The following is a 17,018-nucleotide window of genomic DNA, read 5'->3' on the forward strand; positions in this document are numbered from 1 at the left end:
GTGGAAGAAAGTTACAGGACAAGCTCACGGATAATTCTCCATAAAAAAAAGACCCTGTACCCAAGGTCATTTTAATGTCTATCTCATTCTCCGAGCACTTGCATTGAACCTGGCATTGCGTATGATTTGGTTGATGACCTCCGAAAAGATAAGCCCGACCGCGATCGAACCCGAAATCATAAACGCCTTTGCGGCAAGGGTGATTGCCGCATTGTAGTCATTTTCCACGAAGTTTCTCATGGCATCATAAGCAAGGCCGCCCGGCACAAGGGGGATGATCCCTGCCACACTGAAGATGATGACAGGTGTTTTATACATTTTAGCAAAGAACTGGCTGATGACCGCTACAACAAATGACGCGAGCAGCGTGGCGAGGACCGCATCCGTTTCATTCAGAAACATCAGCATATAGATGACCCAGCCGAGCATTCCGACGATCCCGCACTTGAACAGGGACTTTTTCGGAGCATTAAAAATGATGCCGAATGCTGCAGCGGCGATGAAACTGGTAATCAGATGGTTGATGATGAACATCCCTATTCACTCCTTTTAATCATGTTCGGCACTATATGATGGTGAATACCACCGCGATGCCTGTCCCGATCGCAAACGCGGTCAAAAACGCTTCCGCCCCTTTAGATAATCCCGACACCAGATGGCCTGCCATCAGGTCGCGGACGGCATTTGTGATCAGAAGCCCGGGTACAAGCGGCATGACCGAACCGATGATGATTTTATCCAGCTCCTGTCCCGCCCCGAAGTGGACAAACATAAAGGATAGAATCCCGATAATGAACGACGCAAGGAACTCTGCAAAGAATTTAATCGGTACGAACCGATGCAAATACACGACACTCATATAGCCGGCACCTCCCGTAATGAACGCTGGGATAAAATCATCCCATCTTCCAAGGAACATAATCAGAAAACATCCGCTCGCGATTGATGCGGCAAAAACCTGAACCAAAAAGGAATAGGAATGATCCGATTTCTCAAGTTCCTCCAGCTCGCTGTAAGCCTCTTCTATGCTGTATAAGCCCTCGCTGATCTTCCTTGAAATCCCGTTCACAAGGGTGACTTTTTCAAGATCGGTCGACCGCTCATTGATGCGGATCAGCTTGGTTTTGGTCGGTTCATCCGTTTCGATGGAAAAGATGATCCCGGTCGGTGTCACATAGCTGTGCGATTCTTTGATCCCGTAGGAAGCCGCAATCCTCATCATCGTATCCTCGACCCGATACGTTTCCGCCCCGCTCTGCAGCATGATCTTTCCTGCCAGCAGACAAACTTCCATTATGTCATACCTTCTTATCATTTTTGCTTCCATAAGATCTCTCCATGCGCATTTTTTGAATAGGTATAGTTTATAGGATAAGTGTGCCTCTAAGCAATGAAGACATGAAAAAACCGACCCCGGATTTGGGATCGGCTGGCCTTACACGTATTTATGAAGCTTTCCGCTGATCATGCTGTGCATTCACACCCTGCCTGATCAGGCGCGGAGCAGTGGCACTCAAGAGGACAAGCACGATTGAACACAACACTGCCGAACCGAGCATCGTCACCCCGTTTGCAAAAAGTGAGAACAGGACCGGCGACATGCCTTCCGGCGCATACTCTTTAAAGAAAATGAAGCCGGCGATGAAATGCCAGAAATAACGGGCCGCACTTCCAAGTACGGTTGCCGCGATAATCCAGGCATACACCTTGGATTTATTTTCGGAACGCAGTGACTGCTGGATGCGGTTGACAAAGACACCCGCAAATCCAATGAACGTGAAGGCAATGAAATACTCAATGATCATTTGAACAGGTGTGACAATCCACGCATTGCCGAGCGCCACCTGCAGGACACCCCACACAAATCCGGCCAGCAGGCTCGCTTTCACCCCTCTTCGGAATGCCAGGATGAAGATAGGCACCATCGAGAACGAAATGGAAATACTCGGCGAAAGATCAATCGACGGCAGCAGGTCCAGAATCAACGCAAATGCAGCCATCAATGCAGCTTCGATCATGACGACCAAACTTAAAGATTTCATAAAAAAAATCTCCCCTTTTTTAAAACGAAACCATAAGGGAGAGTCAGTCAATTCAAATAGGCATAGTGATCCTATATCATCCACATTCCTACGCTAGTACTAACTAACAGGTTCAAAGGGTCAGAACAGGCAGTGCCGTTCACTCTCAGCAAATCGCTCCCCTTGTGGTCACGTTTATTAAATTATAATTCAGTACGTATTATACACGAAAACATCCAATAGTAAAAGAAATTGCGGACATGAAATTGAAGGAAACGATCAAGGACTTTCATTAAGCGGATCGTGCAGGATGATAACCGGCATCGACTTAGGGGCAACCATGAAACCATAGACTCTGCCTTCTTTATCTTTATAGGCAACCGAGTAATCGCCGAATTGCGGAGAAAACTCCACGTCTTCGTATTCAAGGTCGAGATGGTTATACTTCCATCCCACATAAAGTTTGGTGGCCGCTCGGGCAGTAAAGTGTTGAACAAACGTAATCTGGTTGGCAGCGATAAATAGAATAATAGCAGCAACTGAAATGGTAACTTTACTTGCTCTGGACAACCTCAGCATCCATTCCCTCCTTCCTACGGAAATAATTCTGAATCTTCCGTGTATTATCTCTATTATATACCTATTCAGCAGGACATGACAAAAGAGCTACTTTTTGAACTGTTTTTAGAATAAGCATGCAGTGTCACTATTACTGACAGGACGGGGCTGCCACGAGGAGGCAGCCCTCCAGAATAATCTTAAACGATCGTTTAACTCCCTCATCCCTTGCAGCGCAAGGACCCGGTTCTTTTAATCAAACGTTTGTTTAATCTTCAAGAGCGGAGATCATCCTCGATAATCCGCTGTCCAGTTCATCGATCGGGACAAATCGGGCCTTCCTCATCATCTCTTTCCCTTCGATAAACACAATCAAAACAGGTACGGTGAAAATAGAATACTCTCCTGCAATCTCAGGAACTTCTTCCGCATCCGCATGTACAGCTTTTATGCTTGGATACTTTTTCAACACTTCTTCCACCTGCGGCAGCAAAGCATGACACACAGAGCAATTCGGCCGTGAAATATATAAAAGCACCATTTTTTCTGAATGTATCGTATTCTTTATTTCTTCAAGGGTATGCTGCTCTTTCACCTTCCATCCCTTCCTTTCTGTATAAACTGATATGGTTAACTATTCCCCATTCTGCCCTTCTGAAATCGCGAGGCGGCCATGTTTATCTTTTTACAAAACGGGAAAAGAACGACTGTAAACGAAAATGACTATGGAGGAGATTCACTTGAAACCAACTGTTAAGGAATTCTACAATGATAAGGAACTGATTTCTGAAGTTGAAAAATTATCTTCTCAAGGCATAAGCAAAAAGAACCTATATGTACTATCACATGACGATGACCGCACAGAGCGTGTGGCCGACAATGCGAACGCGAATGAAATCGGCGCAAGGGAAACGGGCATCGGTACAGCTGTCGGAAATATGATCTTAAGCAAAGGCGACGAACTGCGCAACCAGCTTCAGGAGATGGGCTTTTCCAAAGAGGAAGCCGATCAGTACGAAGAAAAGCTGGATGAAGGCAAGATTTTGCTGTTGGTTCAGGATTGATTTTTGGCGCGAAAATTCTAGGCGTCACAACGGCCTAGCTGATCCTGCTTGATAAATCGATTCCTTGAACGGCCCGGCTGTTTTGATTTGAGTGTTTAGACTCTGTGAAGCGTCTCCGGGGTCCGCGTGATATAGTTAATAATGAACAAAAGGATGAGCCCGCGGGTTGGGATCATCCTTTTTCATTTTCTTTTTCAAAAAGGTAGACCACACCATTTTGCGGCCTTCTGAATGCAGGACCCGAAAACCCGCGCCTGATCAGTTCCTTTCTCATGAACATCATCACTCCGCCGTGCCCTACAATCAATACGTCCTGATTCTCTGAGATGACCCTGTCTAAGACTTTATTTATCTTTTCCAGAACCTCTTTCTTGCTTACAGCCTGCGACGGATGGTTGAACCACCAAGCCAGGCGGATGCCGAGCAAATGAATGAACAGCGGCAGCTTCAGCTTCGGAGGAAAGAGCGGTGATAACGGAACCTCCCTTAATTCATCCAGGAAAATGATATCCCTGTCGTAGATGCTGCGTGCCGTGATTTCTGCTCGCTGCATGCTGCTCGAATAGCAGGACTTCCATTCAATCCCGTTCAGATCCACATCATTTTCTTCTACATCTGAAGCTTCATATTCTTCCACCCACTTCATCAATTCAGCCGAGGACACGATTGAATTCGGATATCCCCTTTTTACTTTGTAGTGTCTGATTAGTCCTATTTTCATTGGGTGCTCCTTTTGGGGTTTTTGTAGTGAATATGTATGTTCCTTTTGGGTTTGGTTCGTATTGGTGTTTTCCGGCTTGTCACCCAGCCCCATAGTTGAGGTCGCATAGCATGGCCGACCTCTGTTAATTAGAATCATTCTTAAAGGATCATAAATTCGCAGAATGGAACATATTTCTCCAGAATGGAACATAAATCCTTAAAATGGATCATATCTACAATAATATTCCATTTATTACAAATTTAATAGAGGGATTTTCCCTCTCTATGGCGAATAAACCTATATCAACCTTTAAGGAGTGATGTTTTGATACTAAAAGAACGAACAATCCCGTTAAAAATACTGGAAAACGAAGCTTTATTGACGCGGCTCGCCCCCTTTCATGAAACAAAGCCCCTGATCGAGCTTGATTTGAAGAAAAGAAAGGCCGGCTACAACGGTGAAAAAGCCGTCGATTATCATTTGAGCTTCCTGACCGGGAAAAATTACTGGCTCTTCTTCGACATCCGCCTTCCCCTCGACCCCCACTACTTTCAAATCGATACCCTCCTGCTGACTCCTTACTACATCCTGGCTATTGAAGTGAAAAACGTCTCCGGAATCGTCAGGATCGACCCACAGATCAAACAATGTACAAGGATTTACAAAGACACACAAGAAGGATTTATCGATCCGATTTCCCAAGTCAGACGGCAAAAGCACTTCCTTCAAAAGTGGTTATCGCTTCATAAGATACCCCTGCTCCCCATCGAATACCTCGTCGTCATCAGCAATCCATCCACTACCATTGAGTATACCTCCCGCCCGGAAGCCCAATCTCCATATCTTAATATCATTCATTCTCAAAATGTCATCGACCGGATTATACAATTAAACCATCTCTACAAAACGAACACTTTGACAGATAAAACACTGAAAAAGATCAAGAAGCTCATTCTTACCCATCACGAAGATGCCCCTTCGAATTACTTGCAAACGTATAACCTTACGAAGGAGGAAATCCTCCCGGGGGTCCAATGTGAACATTGCGGAAACTTCCCGATGATAAGAATCAGTAAATCCTGGCTATGTCCAAAATGTTCTAAGCAGTCCCCATCTGGTCACCTGAAAGCCATTGAAGATTATTTCCTTTTGGTAAACAGTAAAATGACAAACAATGAATTAAGACGCTTCCTTTGCCTTCCTTCCCGTAAAGTGGCCTTTCATATCCTTCAGAATTCCGGCTTGATCCCTCATGGTAAAGGTAAAGGAGCTTTTTACACAAAACCCTAAGAAACGTCATATCTCCTTACACCCAACAAACCCTCCATGATCTATTGCTGCAGTCCGTTTAGTAAACACCTCAAGGGTCCACCTTGCTGATGACATTTCTTAAACCATAAAAAAGGCGTGCAGCCCAACCTGCACACCTCATTAACAAACTATAATTAATTCACCCCAACGAAACATCCAAAATCATCATCACAACAAACCCGGCCATCAGACCCAGCGTTGCCAGGTCGGTGCTTCCGGAGGATTGTGATTCGGGGATGAGCTCTTCGACGACGACGAAGATCATCGCTCCTGCCGCGAATGCCAGTGCATAGGGCAGGATGGGCTGGACAAGGATGACGGCGGCCGCCCCGAGGACGGCTGAGATCGGCTCCACGATGGCAGAAAGCTGGCCGTAATTGAAAGCACGCGCACGTGACATTCCTTCTCCCCGTAATGGGATTGAGAGCGCAGCCCCCTCGGGCATATTCTGGATTCCGATTCCGATTGCAAGACCGAGGGCTCCGATTACCGTTGCATCACCGATTCCGAGCGCCGCAGCCCCGAAGGCGACACCGATGGCCAGGCCTTCAGGGATGTTGTGAAGAGTGATGGCCAGGAACAAGAGCGTCGATTTCTTGAACTTCGTCTGCGGTCCTTCCGCCTTATCCTGGGCATTACCGAGATGAAGATGGGGAACCACGAAGTCAAGAAGCCTGATAAAGACTCCTCCGAGCAGAAATCCGATTGCCGGTGCGAGCCATGGAATATGTCCGTTCTGTTCACTGAATTCTATGGACGGCGCCAATAGCGACCAGAAGGACGCCGCAATCATGACCCCTGCCGCAAATCCGAGCATCATGTTCATCGTGTGTTTTTCGATTTTCGTGAAGAAAAATACCGTGGCCGCTCCGAGCGCTGTAAGTCCCCACGTCATCGTTCCGCCCAGCAGCGCCTGCATGGTCGGATTCAATGCTGTAAACCAATCCATCATATACCCGTTCCTCCCATCTTTTTTCTGATACGTCTATTTTGCATCAAGGAAACTTTCTTCGTCAAAGGAAATGTTTAAGCGTAAACTCAAATGTCTGCATTCCTATATATATGACATCCGCTCCAGATTGTGTCTATCCTCTCCATATACTTCCCTCAAAAACAAAGAGCTAAGCACCCATACAGGGATGCCCAGCTCTTTGTTTTTTATGCACCTCAATTATGTTCCGTCCATATCTCAATCCTTGAACGAAAATTTCCATACAAAGAAATTCACAACCAACAGGAGAAGCAAATAGACATACACACCATAATTCATTTTCACTGCCAAAAAATGAAGGCCGACAAATGCACCGATGATGATATAAAACGGCAGCACCTTCCAGCCGTCGCTTTGTTTTACCCCATCGAAACTATCCGAAAACGGAAGACCGCTGCTCAGCAGCTTGTAACAAACAACCGTGTAGATGAGCGCGCTGATCAGGACAATGATGAGCTCCGGGAGCAGCTTAAGGCCGAACAGATAAAGGAAGCATACCGCCATCACCACGTACAATGGGATATAAAGTTTTGCCAGGAACGCTTTCAGGGTCCCTTTGTGGATCGGTGCATTCTTTTCCACAGGCGCCACTTTATAGATCCACGCCCCTTTGTATTTTCCTGAATATCCAAGCTGCATCACGACCGTCGGGATGACGGTCAGGCTTGTATAGATGGAGAGGTACACCATGCTTACAGAAAGGTCGTCAAAAGAAGACGTCCTCAAAAAGTTGAAGATGAAAATAAACGGCAGGATGATTGCGAATCCGAGTCCGGGATAAACCTTCAGTTTAAACTCCCGCTCATTCTTCATCATATAATGTGCAAATTGGTAAAATGCACGCTCTTCCTTGCTGCACATGAGATTCATCAGGCTTTTTCCGATCAAATTGGACTTCTTTGCCTTCTTTCCCCCATGAGAATTGAGTTTCTGCAGATTCCTCTCAAAGGAGGGAAGGATTTTGATATAAAGAGCCAATGCAGCAAATGGAAACAAAACGGCCAGACCCGAGAACAGGATGATCAAAGGATTATCCGCTCCGTTTAATACCCACTCAAATAAGGAACCGAACCACATCGGCGGGAAAAAGATCTGCCACCATTCTGCGGTGAAGTTCACCTGCAGATCAACCAATTCAAAGGATGTGGCGACGACCTGATAACCGACAGCAAGCCCGATCGACAGGCCGATCTGGACATAGTTGATGATATCCTTCAATCTCTCCCCGTCAAAATATTTCAGGATAAGATAATAAAGGAGTGCGGTGAATACGACAATCAGGATGTCGGACAGGATGATCCCGACCAGGAACAGGAGGAAAAACCAAAACCCCTGATTGATCAACGCGACAATCAGCGGGATGACGGTCATAGCTCCGGTCAAAAAGAACAGATATACACATACGTGTATGGACTTCGCCAGGCTGATCGTCTTTTTCTCCACCGGTTTTGTGAACAGAATATTATTATCCCTGATGTCCAAGATGACAACCGAAAAATCAGAAATCATCGACATCATGATGATAAACATGATCACGGCAAAACTGATGCTCATCTGAAAAATATAATTTTCCCCCATCAAGACAAACGGGATGAGGAACAATCCAAACAGGGCATAAATCCAAAGCGATTTGATAAATCGGTTCTCATCCTTGGACTCTTTCCCCTTATTTCCCTGCTGTTGAAAGATCGTCGGGACCCGCCGCTGGTCCATAGTGAATTTCACCTGGAGGATCCTCCGTAAAGCTCGGTAGTCGAAGCCCATTTTTTCAAAAATCACCCGGAACCAGTCCAGAAACAGAAGTGTATGAAATTCCTTCATCCCCTACACCCCTTGGACAACCGAAACAATCTTCTCTGCCGTTTCTTTATGTTCATTGAAACCGGTCAGTTGGTTGAAGATTTCCTCCAGCGTCCCTTCACTGTTCGTATTCTTTAATTCTTCGAAACTGCCATCCGCCACAATCAAACCATTATGTAAAAGAATGATCCGGCTGCTGATCTTTTCGACGACATCCATGATGTGGGAAGAATAGAATATGGTTTTTCCCTGAGCAGCCAACTGGGCAAGAAGCTCCTTAAAGACCATGACCGAGTTGGCATCAAGTCCGTTGATCGGCTCATCAAAAAACAGAATGTCGGGATTATGCAGGAGACTGGATATGATCAGGATCTTCTGCTTCATCCCTTTCGAATAGGATGCGATGCGAGATTGATAGACTTCCTCCAGCCCGAATAAAGCAGTCAACTTTCCAGCCCTCTCCCCGGCTATATCCGGCTCAAGCCCGTACAGCTCACCGATGAACGTCAAATATTCCTCGGCTGTCAGATTATCATACAAGTCGGCCATTTCCGGTACATATCCAATCCTCTTTTTATACGCTGCCGACTGGCAAGAAATATTCTCACCAAAAAGACGCACCTCTCCGGAATACCCCTCCTCCAGACCGAGGATAATCTTGACCGTCGTACTCTTCCCTGCCCCGTTCGGCCCGATATATCCAATGATCTGACCCTTATGCACCTCCAGATCGACACCTCTCAACACTTCCTTGCTTCCATATCTCTTCCGCAGCCCTTTAATCAACAATATCGGCTCTTCTCTCTCTTGCATGATGTCCCCTCTTTCCTTATGCAGTATTTTTCCACGCTAACATAAGTTACCTTATTTGGAATATGTACCTTCTTATGATATTGGACGGATTCCAAAGGATATTGGGTGCGATATTTAAAATATTTCAACACGCCGGCCGCGGAAATCATCACCGTTGTCACGCTCCCCGAAAATTTTCCCAAAAAAACTCTTCTAAAATGGAAGAACATGTTATATACTTTAACTGTATTAAGACAGATAGTACACTGTATACAGTTGGGAGGGTGGATATGTTTGAACTCGATTTAAGAAGCCGGAAGCCCATTTACGAACAATTGGTGGAAAAGCTCAAAGAACTGATCATCAACGAAGTGCTGAAGCCGGATGAGCAGCTCCCGTCAGTGCGTACATTGGCTCAGCAGCTGACGATCAATCCAAACACAATCCAGAAAGCATATAGGGAACTTGAATCTCAAGGATATATTTATTCAGTGAAAGGGAGAGGTAGCTTTGTCAATCCTTCAAGTCACATCCAAAATGCGGAGAAAATCATGAAAGTGAAAGAAGAACTTACAAGACTCTTATCGGAAGCCCTTTATTTAGGGATCACCGCTGAAGATTTAAAAGAAATGATCGCCGAAATCGAGGCATCAGTCGGGGGGAATCAAGCTGATGATTGAGATTAAAGGTGTCAGTAAAGCGTTTGACAAAACCGAAATCATTCATAATATTTCATTTTCCATTGAAAAGGGATCCATATACGGACTACTCGGATCAAATGGTGCCGGTAAGACCACGTTACTGCGGACGATTGCCGGGATTTTAAAGGCAGATCAAGGAGAAATCACGGTGGATGGCCAGCCGGTATTCGAAAAGACCGCGATCAAGGAAAAAGTCGTCTTCCTTCCGGATCAGCCGTTCTTTTTTACCCACTATACACTGAAACAGATGGCTCAATTTTATAAAAATACGTACAGCCGCTGGGATGATGAGTATTATCATCAGCTGACCGCGTTCTTTGAAATCGATTCCAATAAAAAGCTTCATAAGTACTCAAAAGGGGTGCAGCGCCAGGCTTCCTTTATCCTCGCCCTGTCTGCCAAGCCCGATGTGCTGGTGCTGGACGAACCGATTGACGGACTTGACCCTGTTGTCAGAAAGAAATTAAAAAATGTACTGATTACAGAAGTGGCCGAGAGGGAAATGACGATCCTGATTTCCTCCCACAACCTGAGAGAGGTCGAGGATATCTGCGACCATATCGCCATCCTGCATCAAGGAAGGTTCCTGCTTGAAAAAGAACTCGATGACCTCAAATCAGGCATCCATAAAATCCAGCTCGCCTTTAAAGGGGAAGTCCCCGTCGGACTATTCAATGAACTGGATGTCCTTCATAAAGAAACGAGGGGCAGTGTACTATTATGTATCGTACGCGGTGAACATGAAGAGGTCGAACGCCTGATTCGTTCCTACCATCCGGTCATTTTCGACTTACTGCCGCTGACACTGGAAGAAATCTTTATATATGAAATGGGGGATGTTGGATATGCCATCCAAAACATCTTGGATCAATAAGGAACTAATCATGCAAAGCCTGCGGAGTGTAGGCTGGCTGGGAATCGTCTATTTTATCGGGCTGTTGTTTGCGCTTCCGATTGACATCCTGGGTAAACTGACGAACCCAAATCTTACTTATTACAACAATATCTATGAAAATCTTTTTAAAATGCAATATCCGATTCAAATGGGGCTGCTGTTCCTTATCCCGGTGTTACTGGCAGTGTTTCTGTTCCGCTACTTGCACGTAAAACACCCGGCGGATTTCATTCACAGTCTGCCGATTAAACGGGACAAGATTTTCCATCATGCTTTGCTCACTGGACTGGGCATCCTGCTGATTCCGATCCTGCTGAATACACTATTCCTTCTGGGACTCTATTGGATTACTGAACTCAATCTTTACATTGATGCAGCAGACATCTTCGCCTGGGCCGGAATCACACTGCTGATGTCTTTCCTTTTCTTCTTGACGGGAACGTTCATCGCCATGGTTACAGGCCTTTCGGCGGTGCAAGGCGCGCTGACCTACATCATTCTGTTATTGCCGGCAGGAATGTTCTTATTGGTTACCTTCAGCCTGAAGCAGATCTTGTTCGGCTATCCGACCGAATACTATTACAACATCCAAATTGAAGAATATTCTCCGATCGTCAAGGCGGCCATGCTCGAAAACAAAATGATTTCGGGATGGGACGCACTGATTTATGCAGGATTGACGATTTTATTCTATGTACTCGCTCTTCTACTCTATAAAAATAGAAAAATCGAGACAGCATCACAGCCAATCACATTCAAAATCCTTCAGCCGATTTTTAAATACAGCGTGACTTTCTGTGCCATGCTTGTCGGCGGTATGTATTTCACTGAAGTGCAGGGTCAAGGCTACTGGATGTGGTTCGGATATGTCGTTGGAGCCCTGATCGGTTATTATGTTGCGGAAATGATTCTACAAAAGCATTGGAGGGTCTTTCACCACTGGAAAGGATACGTCGTTTACCTGCTTGTGATCGGCGCCGCTTCATTCCTGTTCCAATTCGACCTTTTTCAATATGAAAAGAAAGTACCTGAAGCAGGTAGCATCAAGGAAGCGTATGTCGGTTACAGCTATTATGACTTATTTAACAGCGACAGTGAGATCATGATGAGCAGCGAGAACGGGTTCGTTCCCGAAATCAAACGCGATCCGATGCTGAAAGAAGCCGCTTCCATCAAGACCGTACGTAATCTGCACAAAGCGATCATTGAAAAGGGAGAAGCGCCCGCGGGCTACTACGAGCGGATGCCTGCATTCTTTTACTATGAAATGGAAGACGGAAGTACGCTGGTCCGAAGCTACGAAATCGAGCAAGGTGATCTGGAAGAGTATTACTCGGCTTTATACGAAACCCGGGAATACAAAGAAGCGACGAACGACATCTTCCACATCGATGAAGAGAAAATCGATAAATTGACGCTTCACCAGGAATACACCGTTGGTAAGGCGGTCACGATTGTTGACCCTGAAGAAATCAAAGAAGCAATCGATATCTTAAAGAAAGAGATTTATAATGAGAGCTTCGACGATCAAAACAGATTGAGCACATTCTCCGTTGAGGTTCTGTTATCCAATAACCAGCGAACAGGCATCAGCATCCGCAACACATATGATGAATTTGAACAATGGCTTCGCGATAAAGGATACCTGGAGAAAATCAAAGTGACAGCGGATGACATCGATTGGATCTATGTCATTGATAAAAAAGAACATACTCGTGAATTGATGAAAGCAGATTACCCCGGCGACATCTTCCCTAAACTGAAGGAACAAGGAACCGGACTTGAGATTAATGAAAAAGAAAAGCTGAATGAAATACTGGAGAAGCTCAGCTATGAAAGACAGCAAAATCCGTATCTCGTCGGCATCAAATACAAAGGACAGCAGCATGTCGAAGTGATGGGCCTGACCGAAGAAGACGCTCCTTCCTTTGTAAAACAAGCTCTTGAATAATGTAATGAGAAAGAATCGAGGTGATATCCAGTGAGTGCCAAACTCATACACATTGAATCCCCAACATTCGAGGATGTATATATTCAATTTCACCGATTGATTTATCACATCGCCTATAAACTGACGAAGGATGCCCATCTTTCAGAAGACATCGTACAGGAAACGTTCATGAAAGCATACCGGAAATGGGACACCTTGATTGATTTCAGAAAGATTCAGGGATGGCTTTCATCGATTGCCAGCCGGACAGCCATCGACTTCATCCGGAAGGAATCAAAGCGCCGGGAAGAGCTGGTCGACGATCAGGAAACCTATGATTCTCCATTTATCTCGCGTGAAGCCAGATTGGTAGAATCCGAAGTCGACTTTCACCTGTTGGAAGAAGAAATTGAAGAAGGAATCGGGATGCTTCCTGCTGCGCAGCAGGAAGTCCTCCGGTTAAAAGCAATCCACGGTCTCAGTGATAAGGAGATCGCCCGCAGGCTCAACCTTAATCCTGCCACGGTCAAGACCCGGTACCACCGGGCGAGGAAACAGTTGAATGTATTATTGAATAAGACAGCTTGATTTGTTGAATTATTGGGTAGAACCCCCGGAGCGTGCGTCGCTTTGGGGGTTTTTATTTTAATTAGGGGCTGAATGGGGGGAATTGGCGTTGCGGGGGTGGACCGAGCTGCGTCTGTAACCGGTGGTTGGGCGTGATTAGTGTTTTGTTGAGGTTTGCTGTGGTTTTATTGACGTTATCGGCATTTTTGAGGCAGTGTGCGTATTGATTGCAATGCAGGTTGGCGTGTAATCAACGTTGTGAGCTCAATGAGGCTATCACGTTGCTGCCGGAACTGCGGGAATCGGTGGAATCTTTTAATTTTGGTGTATAATCTTTCGAAAACTGGACTTTTTCTTTGAATTCCAGGCATTAATCTTCGAATTCTGATGGATAATCTTCGAATTTCAGGATTAATTCCGTCACTTACCAAAAATGACCAATTTTCAACTGCTCTGATGAAGTTAGTTTCATCTATTACTAAAAACACCCAAATTCCATCCACCCAAAAACACCTCACCAGCCTCCTCCCCGGTCCACTTCTCTCCCTATAAAACAACAAAAAGCCGATTCACCAAAAGCGAATCGGCTCTTCCCACTATTCAGATCAATAAGACGGACGTGTACTCCCTGCCCCTGCCTTCATCCTGTACTCATCATGAAGCAATTTCACTTCGAACAGGGTAATCGGATCGAAATAGCGTTCCGGATGTTCTTTCATTTTTTTCAATGTCTCTTCTTCTGCCGCCACTTCTGCTTCTGTCTCTTTAATCGTAAGATCAAGCTGATTGAACGGCTCTGCAAAGAATGATTGGATGTCCTGGTCCAGTGATTTTTCAAACAAATCGAATTGGACGAAAAACTTGTTCGCGACCGATTCGGCAGTTTCTGAATAATCTTCGTTTTCCAGGTAGCGTTTGTACTGAGTGTGAAGCAGGTTCTTGTTCTGAGGGATCCCTCCGAATAATTTGCCGGCACTCTTCAGCAGGAACTGACCGGGCTTGAACTTGAGAAGGATATTCTCCTTATCGATCTGCGCCCTGGTTCCCATCCTGCTTACATCCCTTTTCCAGTCGTCGACGACTTGGAAATCGCACTGCAGGACAACGCGGTCTTTACCGAATAACTCATTGAAGGTGGTGCTCATTTCATGTAAATAGTCCTGGCCGTCCTGCAGCTCCTGCCTTGAGGACTGAAGCCAGTTTTCCAGTAAGATCATGTAGCGCGGCATGAGATCTTCCTGGATATACGATTGGATCCTGGCGTTCATTGCTTCATTCAACTCGGTGTGAATCTGTCTGAAGTCACTTTCTTCCGTGATCAGATCCGAACAACCGCTCAGGATCTCAGGGACTTTCCTCGAGATTTCTTTTTTCATCTCTTCTTTCTTTTTGCGGAAAGAATCTTTTATATCCTTTGTTTTATCATGTTGCATGTCTTCCAGGTAAGTATGGAAGCCGTTCAGGCGGACAAGGATATCTTTATTTTTTTCGATTGCTTCTTGTAAACCAAGCTCCTGATTCTTTCGCTGGGAGAATAAATCTTTCAGCGTTTTCCTAACAAGATAGAAAAGCTTCACTCTCCGCTCACGCTTCAGCTCGCCCGGATTATGGAAGTAATGATTTTTCAAAAATGCTTCCACATCGCGCTGCTGAAGGTGTACCGCTTCAAGTGATGAATACGGAAGCACTTCAGCAGATGGGAACCATTCCCTGGCTTTGGTACGGGCCGATTCAATGATTTCTTCAGAATGGCCGGCATGGTCGATTTTATCCATCTTATTCAAAAGGAAATGGACATTTACGTGCTGACCGATCTCCTTCAATGTCCTCAGTGTCTTGCGGTCTTCAGCATTGAATGGTGCGTCTGCATTCAGCACATAGAGAAGGCCGTCTGCAGCGGGATAGAAGGAAGTCAGATCTTTCATTCCCCTGCTGTTAGCCTGTACGTCGATCAGCGCACTTCCATTCTTCTGAAGGAAATCGGAAGGCAGCCGGTACTCGACGAATGATTCCCTCTCCATTAACTCCTCGAAGTCAGCGATGCTTTCCACTTTCTCCGCACCGCGCTCATGGACCTCGGTTACTTCGACCTGGTCGCGGTGATATCTGTATACGACAGTCGCATGCTCTGCCTCACCCACGCTTTCCCCAAGCACGGATTGTACAAAGGAAGATTTACCGCTGGATTCGCTGCCCGCAACCACAAGGTATTGCTGGCTTGTGTCAAGGAGCTGCTCGGCGATCCACTTCGTTTTATAAGAGACAGGTGCACCGTTCCCCTCGGACCAGCTGATGATTTTATTCAACAGGAGCAGGGTCTCTTCCATTTTGAAAGCAGGATATTCCCCTTGCAGGAGAAGCCTTTCCGCTTCTTCTACAACCTCGGGATCCATGGAATAAGCAAAGACGTCACTCCAGGCCATCACTGCTGCCGATGCAAACAGCGGCTGCTCTTGCTTGCTGATTTTCAGCCAGTTGGCCAATAGAGCAGGCATGAAGCCTTCGATTTCTTTTACCAGATACCCTTCTTCCAGGAAGTGAAGATAGGCATTCTGGAACTCGGACGAGATCTCTCCCCAGCGTTCGCCGGTTTCCGGTTCCACATATTCAAAGATTGTGTTCACCGTGGCCATCCATTCAATATGAGTCTCCGGAACTTCCCTGAATGAGGTCCATAAGCTCTGAACAAGATCCCTGAACAACGGACGGTCTTTTTCATAGACGGCGATCAGCACATCGTAGAAATAATTCGGTGTGTATACTGACGTATATCCCATTTCCGCATACTCCAGCAGGGAGCGGAACCATATTTCACTGCCTGTCCGGATCGATTCGCCCACAGCAAGGCCGACTGTATTTTTCCAGTCCTGCTGTTCTTCATAAAACGTTTTTGCAAGTTGGGAAACATGCGGATAATCAGGGTCGATGCCGAGCGCTTTTTCAATGATGCGATACGCCGACTTCAGCTTGCTTCTTTCGATATAGAGATGGAACAGTTGAAGGGAAATCTCCATCGTCAGCACCGGATTTTCGGTCGAGATGCCTGTGTAGACATCCTCCGCTGAAGAAAGCATGCCCAGTGCATAATACGAATCGGCGATGTTCTTCTTGGCCCATGGCTCGAGCTCGTTAAGGACGCTCTCCCATTTAAAGATGGCCGCTTCATAATCTTTGCTGTGAAAATACACCTCACCCTGCGCATAGCGGATGTACGTCAGGTCGTAGGGTTCGTTCTGCTGCTCCTCCACAAACGCAGCCCCCAGCACTTCAATAGGATGAAGGGTTGATTCATTGTCTATTAAAAAAGTTTCATAAAACGACTTCTCCATCAATAATTTTTCTTCAGTCATAATGTCCTCCGATATATGTGATCCCTCTTGGAAAAAGGACTCACAGACTAGTCTATTGCTATCATTCTATCAGAATTTCACCCTTATAAAGTTTCATTTCCTTTTCATTTTCTAATTGATTCTTTATTCCGTGATTCATTCGACTCACTTTCATTACACAAGAAAGGACTACCCGTTACAAAAAGGCTACACCCTTTCGAAAACTGAATAGTCCTAAATATTTACCACCTTTTATGAAGGTGTAAACTCTGTTTTTTATGCTTGCCGGGCCTGAGCAAGCCGCCTCCGCTTTTGGTTCATCCAGCTCCGGCGGCTAGTCCCTCGAGGTCATAAGC

16 protein-coding genes and 1 riboswitch are annotated in these 17,018 nt (G+C 45.7%); of the genes, 6 read left to right on the top strand and 10 right to left on the bottom strand.

What is annotated here, in order from left to right:
* Positions 1 to 78 precede the first annotated feature (78 nt).
* The 5 genes from ACKA06_RS01780 to ACKA06_RS01800 all read right to left on the bottom strand — a co-directional run bounded on the left by ACKA06_RS01780 (position 79) and on the right by ACKA06_RS01800 (position 3,207).
* Positions 79 to 534 carry a threonine/serine exporter family protein gene (locus ACKA06_RS01780; protein ID WP_032085500.1) on the bottom strand — a complete coding sequence of 152 codons (456 nt, stop codon included), beginning with the start codon at positions 532 to 534 and terminating at the stop codon, positions 79 to 81.
* A 31-nt stretch (positions 535 to 565) separates the two neighbouring features.
* Entirely contained in the window at positions 566 to 1,327 is a 762-nt protein-coding gene (locus tag ACKA06_RS01785; protein WP_058299075.1) for a threonine/serine exporter family protein, read from the bottom strand.
* Positions 1,328 to 1,445: 118 nt separating this feature from the next.
* Positions 1,446 to 2,042 carry an energy-coupled thiamine transporter ThiT gene (gene thiT, locus ACKA06_RS01790; RefSeq protein ID WP_411158917.1) on the bottom strand — a complete coding sequence of 199 codons (597 nt, stop codon included), beginning with the start codon at positions 2,040 to 2,042 and terminating at the stop codon, positions 1,446 to 1,448.
* A 68-nt stretch (positions 2,043 to 2,110) separates the two neighbouring features.
* Positions 2,111 to 2,215, bottom strand: a riboswitch (TPP riboswitch).
* Between the two features lie 85 nt (positions 2,216 to 2,300).
* Positions 2,301 to 2,600, bottom strand: coding sequence for a hypothetical protein (locus ACKA06_RS01795; protein WP_032085497.1), 300 nt, complete (start codon positions 2,598 to 2,600; stop codon positions 2,301 to 2,303).
* Between the two features lie 247 nt (positions 2,601 to 2,847).
* Positions 2,848 to 3,207, bottom strand: coding sequence for a thioredoxin family protein (locus tag ACKA06_RS01800; RefSeq protein WP_156522393.1), 360 nt, complete (start codon positions 3,205 to 3,207; stop codon positions 2,848 to 2,850).
* Between the two features lie 112 nt (positions 3,208 to 3,319).
* Between ACKA06_RS01800 and ACKA06_RS01805 the strand changes: the two genes are divergently transcribed.
* Positions 3,320 to 3,643 carry a general stress protein gene (locus ACKA06_RS01805; RefSeq protein WP_032085495.1) on the top strand — a complete coding sequence of 108 codons (324 nt, stop codon included), beginning with the start codon at positions 3,320 to 3,322 and terminating at the stop codon, positions 3,641 to 3,643.
* 172 nt (positions 3,644 to 3,815) lie between these two features.
* Here the strand turns inward: ACKA06_RS01805 and ACKA06_RS01810 are convergent, their stop codons facing one another.
* On the bottom strand, positions 3,816 to 4,364 hold the full coding sequence (locus ACKA06_RS01810; RefSeq protein ID WP_411158918.1) for a histidine phosphatase family protein: 549 nt from the start codon (positions 4,362 to 4,364) through the stop codon (positions 3,816 to 3,818).
* Between the two features lie 306 nt (positions 4,365 to 4,670).
* Here ACKA06_RS01810 and ACKA06_RS01815 point away from each other — a divergent pair, with 306 nt between their 5' ends.
* Positions 4,671 to 5,636, top strand: a complete 966-nt coding sequence (locus ACKA06_RS01815) for a nuclease-related domain-containing protein (RefSeq protein ID WP_411158919.1) — start codon at positions 4,671 to 4,673, stop codon at positions 5,634 to 5,636.
* 160 nt (positions 5,637 to 5,796) lie between these two features.
* On the opposite strand, the gene ACKA06_RS01820 is transcribed toward ACKA06_RS01815, so the two are convergent.
* The 3 genes from ACKA06_RS01820 to ACKA06_RS01830 form a co-directional block, all read right to left on the bottom strand.
* Positions 5,797 to 6,609 carry a ZIP family metal transporter gene (locus ACKA06_RS01820; protein WP_058299079.1) on the bottom strand — a complete coding sequence of 271 codons (813 nt, stop codon included), beginning with the start codon at positions 6,607 to 6,609 and terminating at the stop codon, positions 5,797 to 5,799.
* 237 nt (positions 6,610 to 6,846) lie between these two features.
* Entirely contained in the window at positions 6,847 to 8,469 is a 1,623-nt protein-coding gene (locus ACKA06_RS01825) for a hypothetical protein (protein ID WP_411158920.1), read from the bottom strand.
* A gap of 3 nt (positions 8,470 to 8,472) precedes the next feature.
* The gene (locus ACKA06_RS01830; RefSeq protein ID WP_411158921.1) at positions 8,473 to 9,261 is read right to left on the bottom strand and encodes an ABC transporter ATP-binding protein; all 789 of its coding nucleotides are present in this window, start codon (positions 9,259 to 9,261) and stop codon (positions 8,473 to 8,475) included.
* A gap of 269 nt (positions 9,262 to 9,530) precedes the next feature.
* On the opposite strand from ACKA06_RS01830, the gene ACKA06_RS01835 reads away from it, so the two are divergent.
* The 4 genes from ACKA06_RS01835 to ACKA06_RS01850 are packed head-to-tail and all read left to right on the top strand — an operon-like array spanning position 9,531 to position 13,354.
* Complete coding sequence (locus tag ACKA06_RS01835; protein ID WP_198258846.1) at positions 9,531 to 9,920, top strand: GntR family transcriptional regulator; 390 nt, start codon at positions 9,531 to 9,533, stop codon at positions 9,918 to 9,920.
* Positions 9,913 to 10,815 carry an ABC transporter ATP-binding protein gene (locus tag ACKA06_RS01840; protein ID WP_411158922.1) on the top strand — a complete coding sequence of 301 codons (903 nt, stop codon included), beginning with the start codon at positions 9,913 to 9,915 and terminating at the stop codon, positions 10,813 to 10,815. The genes ACKA06_RS01835 and ACKA06_RS01840 overlap by 8 nt, the downstream gene beginning before the upstream one ends.
* Positions 10,787 to 12,787 carry a DUF6449 domain-containing protein gene (locus ACKA06_RS01845; RefSeq protein ID WP_411158923.1) on the top strand — a complete coding sequence of 667 codons (2,001 nt, stop codon included), beginning with the start codon at positions 10,787 to 10,789 and terminating at the stop codon, positions 12,785 to 12,787. Before ACKA06_RS01840 ends, ACKA06_RS01845 begins: the two co-directional genes overlap by 29 nt.
* Before the next feature lie 30 nt (positions 12,788 to 12,817).
* Positions 12,818 to 13,354, top strand: a complete 537-nt coding sequence (locus ACKA06_RS01850) for an RNA polymerase sigma factor (RefSeq protein ID WP_411158924.1) — start codon at positions 12,818 to 12,820, stop codon at positions 13,352 to 13,354.
* Positions 13,355 to 13,938: 584 nt separating this feature from the next.
* Here the strand turns inward: ACKA06_RS01850 and ACKA06_RS01855 are convergent.
* On the bottom strand, positions 13,939 to 16,683 hold the full coding sequence (locus tag ACKA06_RS01855) for a GTP-binding protein (protein WP_411158925.1): 2,745 nt from the start codon (positions 16,681 to 16,683) through the stop codon (positions 13,939 to 13,941).
* Between the last annotated feature and the right edge of the window lie 335 nt (positions 16,684 to 17,018).

Source organism: Rossellomorea oryzaecorticis, from assembly GCF_045897515.1.
Classification (GTDB): domain Bacteria; phylum Bacillota; class Bacilli; order Bacillales; family Bacillaceae_B; genus Rossellomorea; species Rossellomorea enclensis.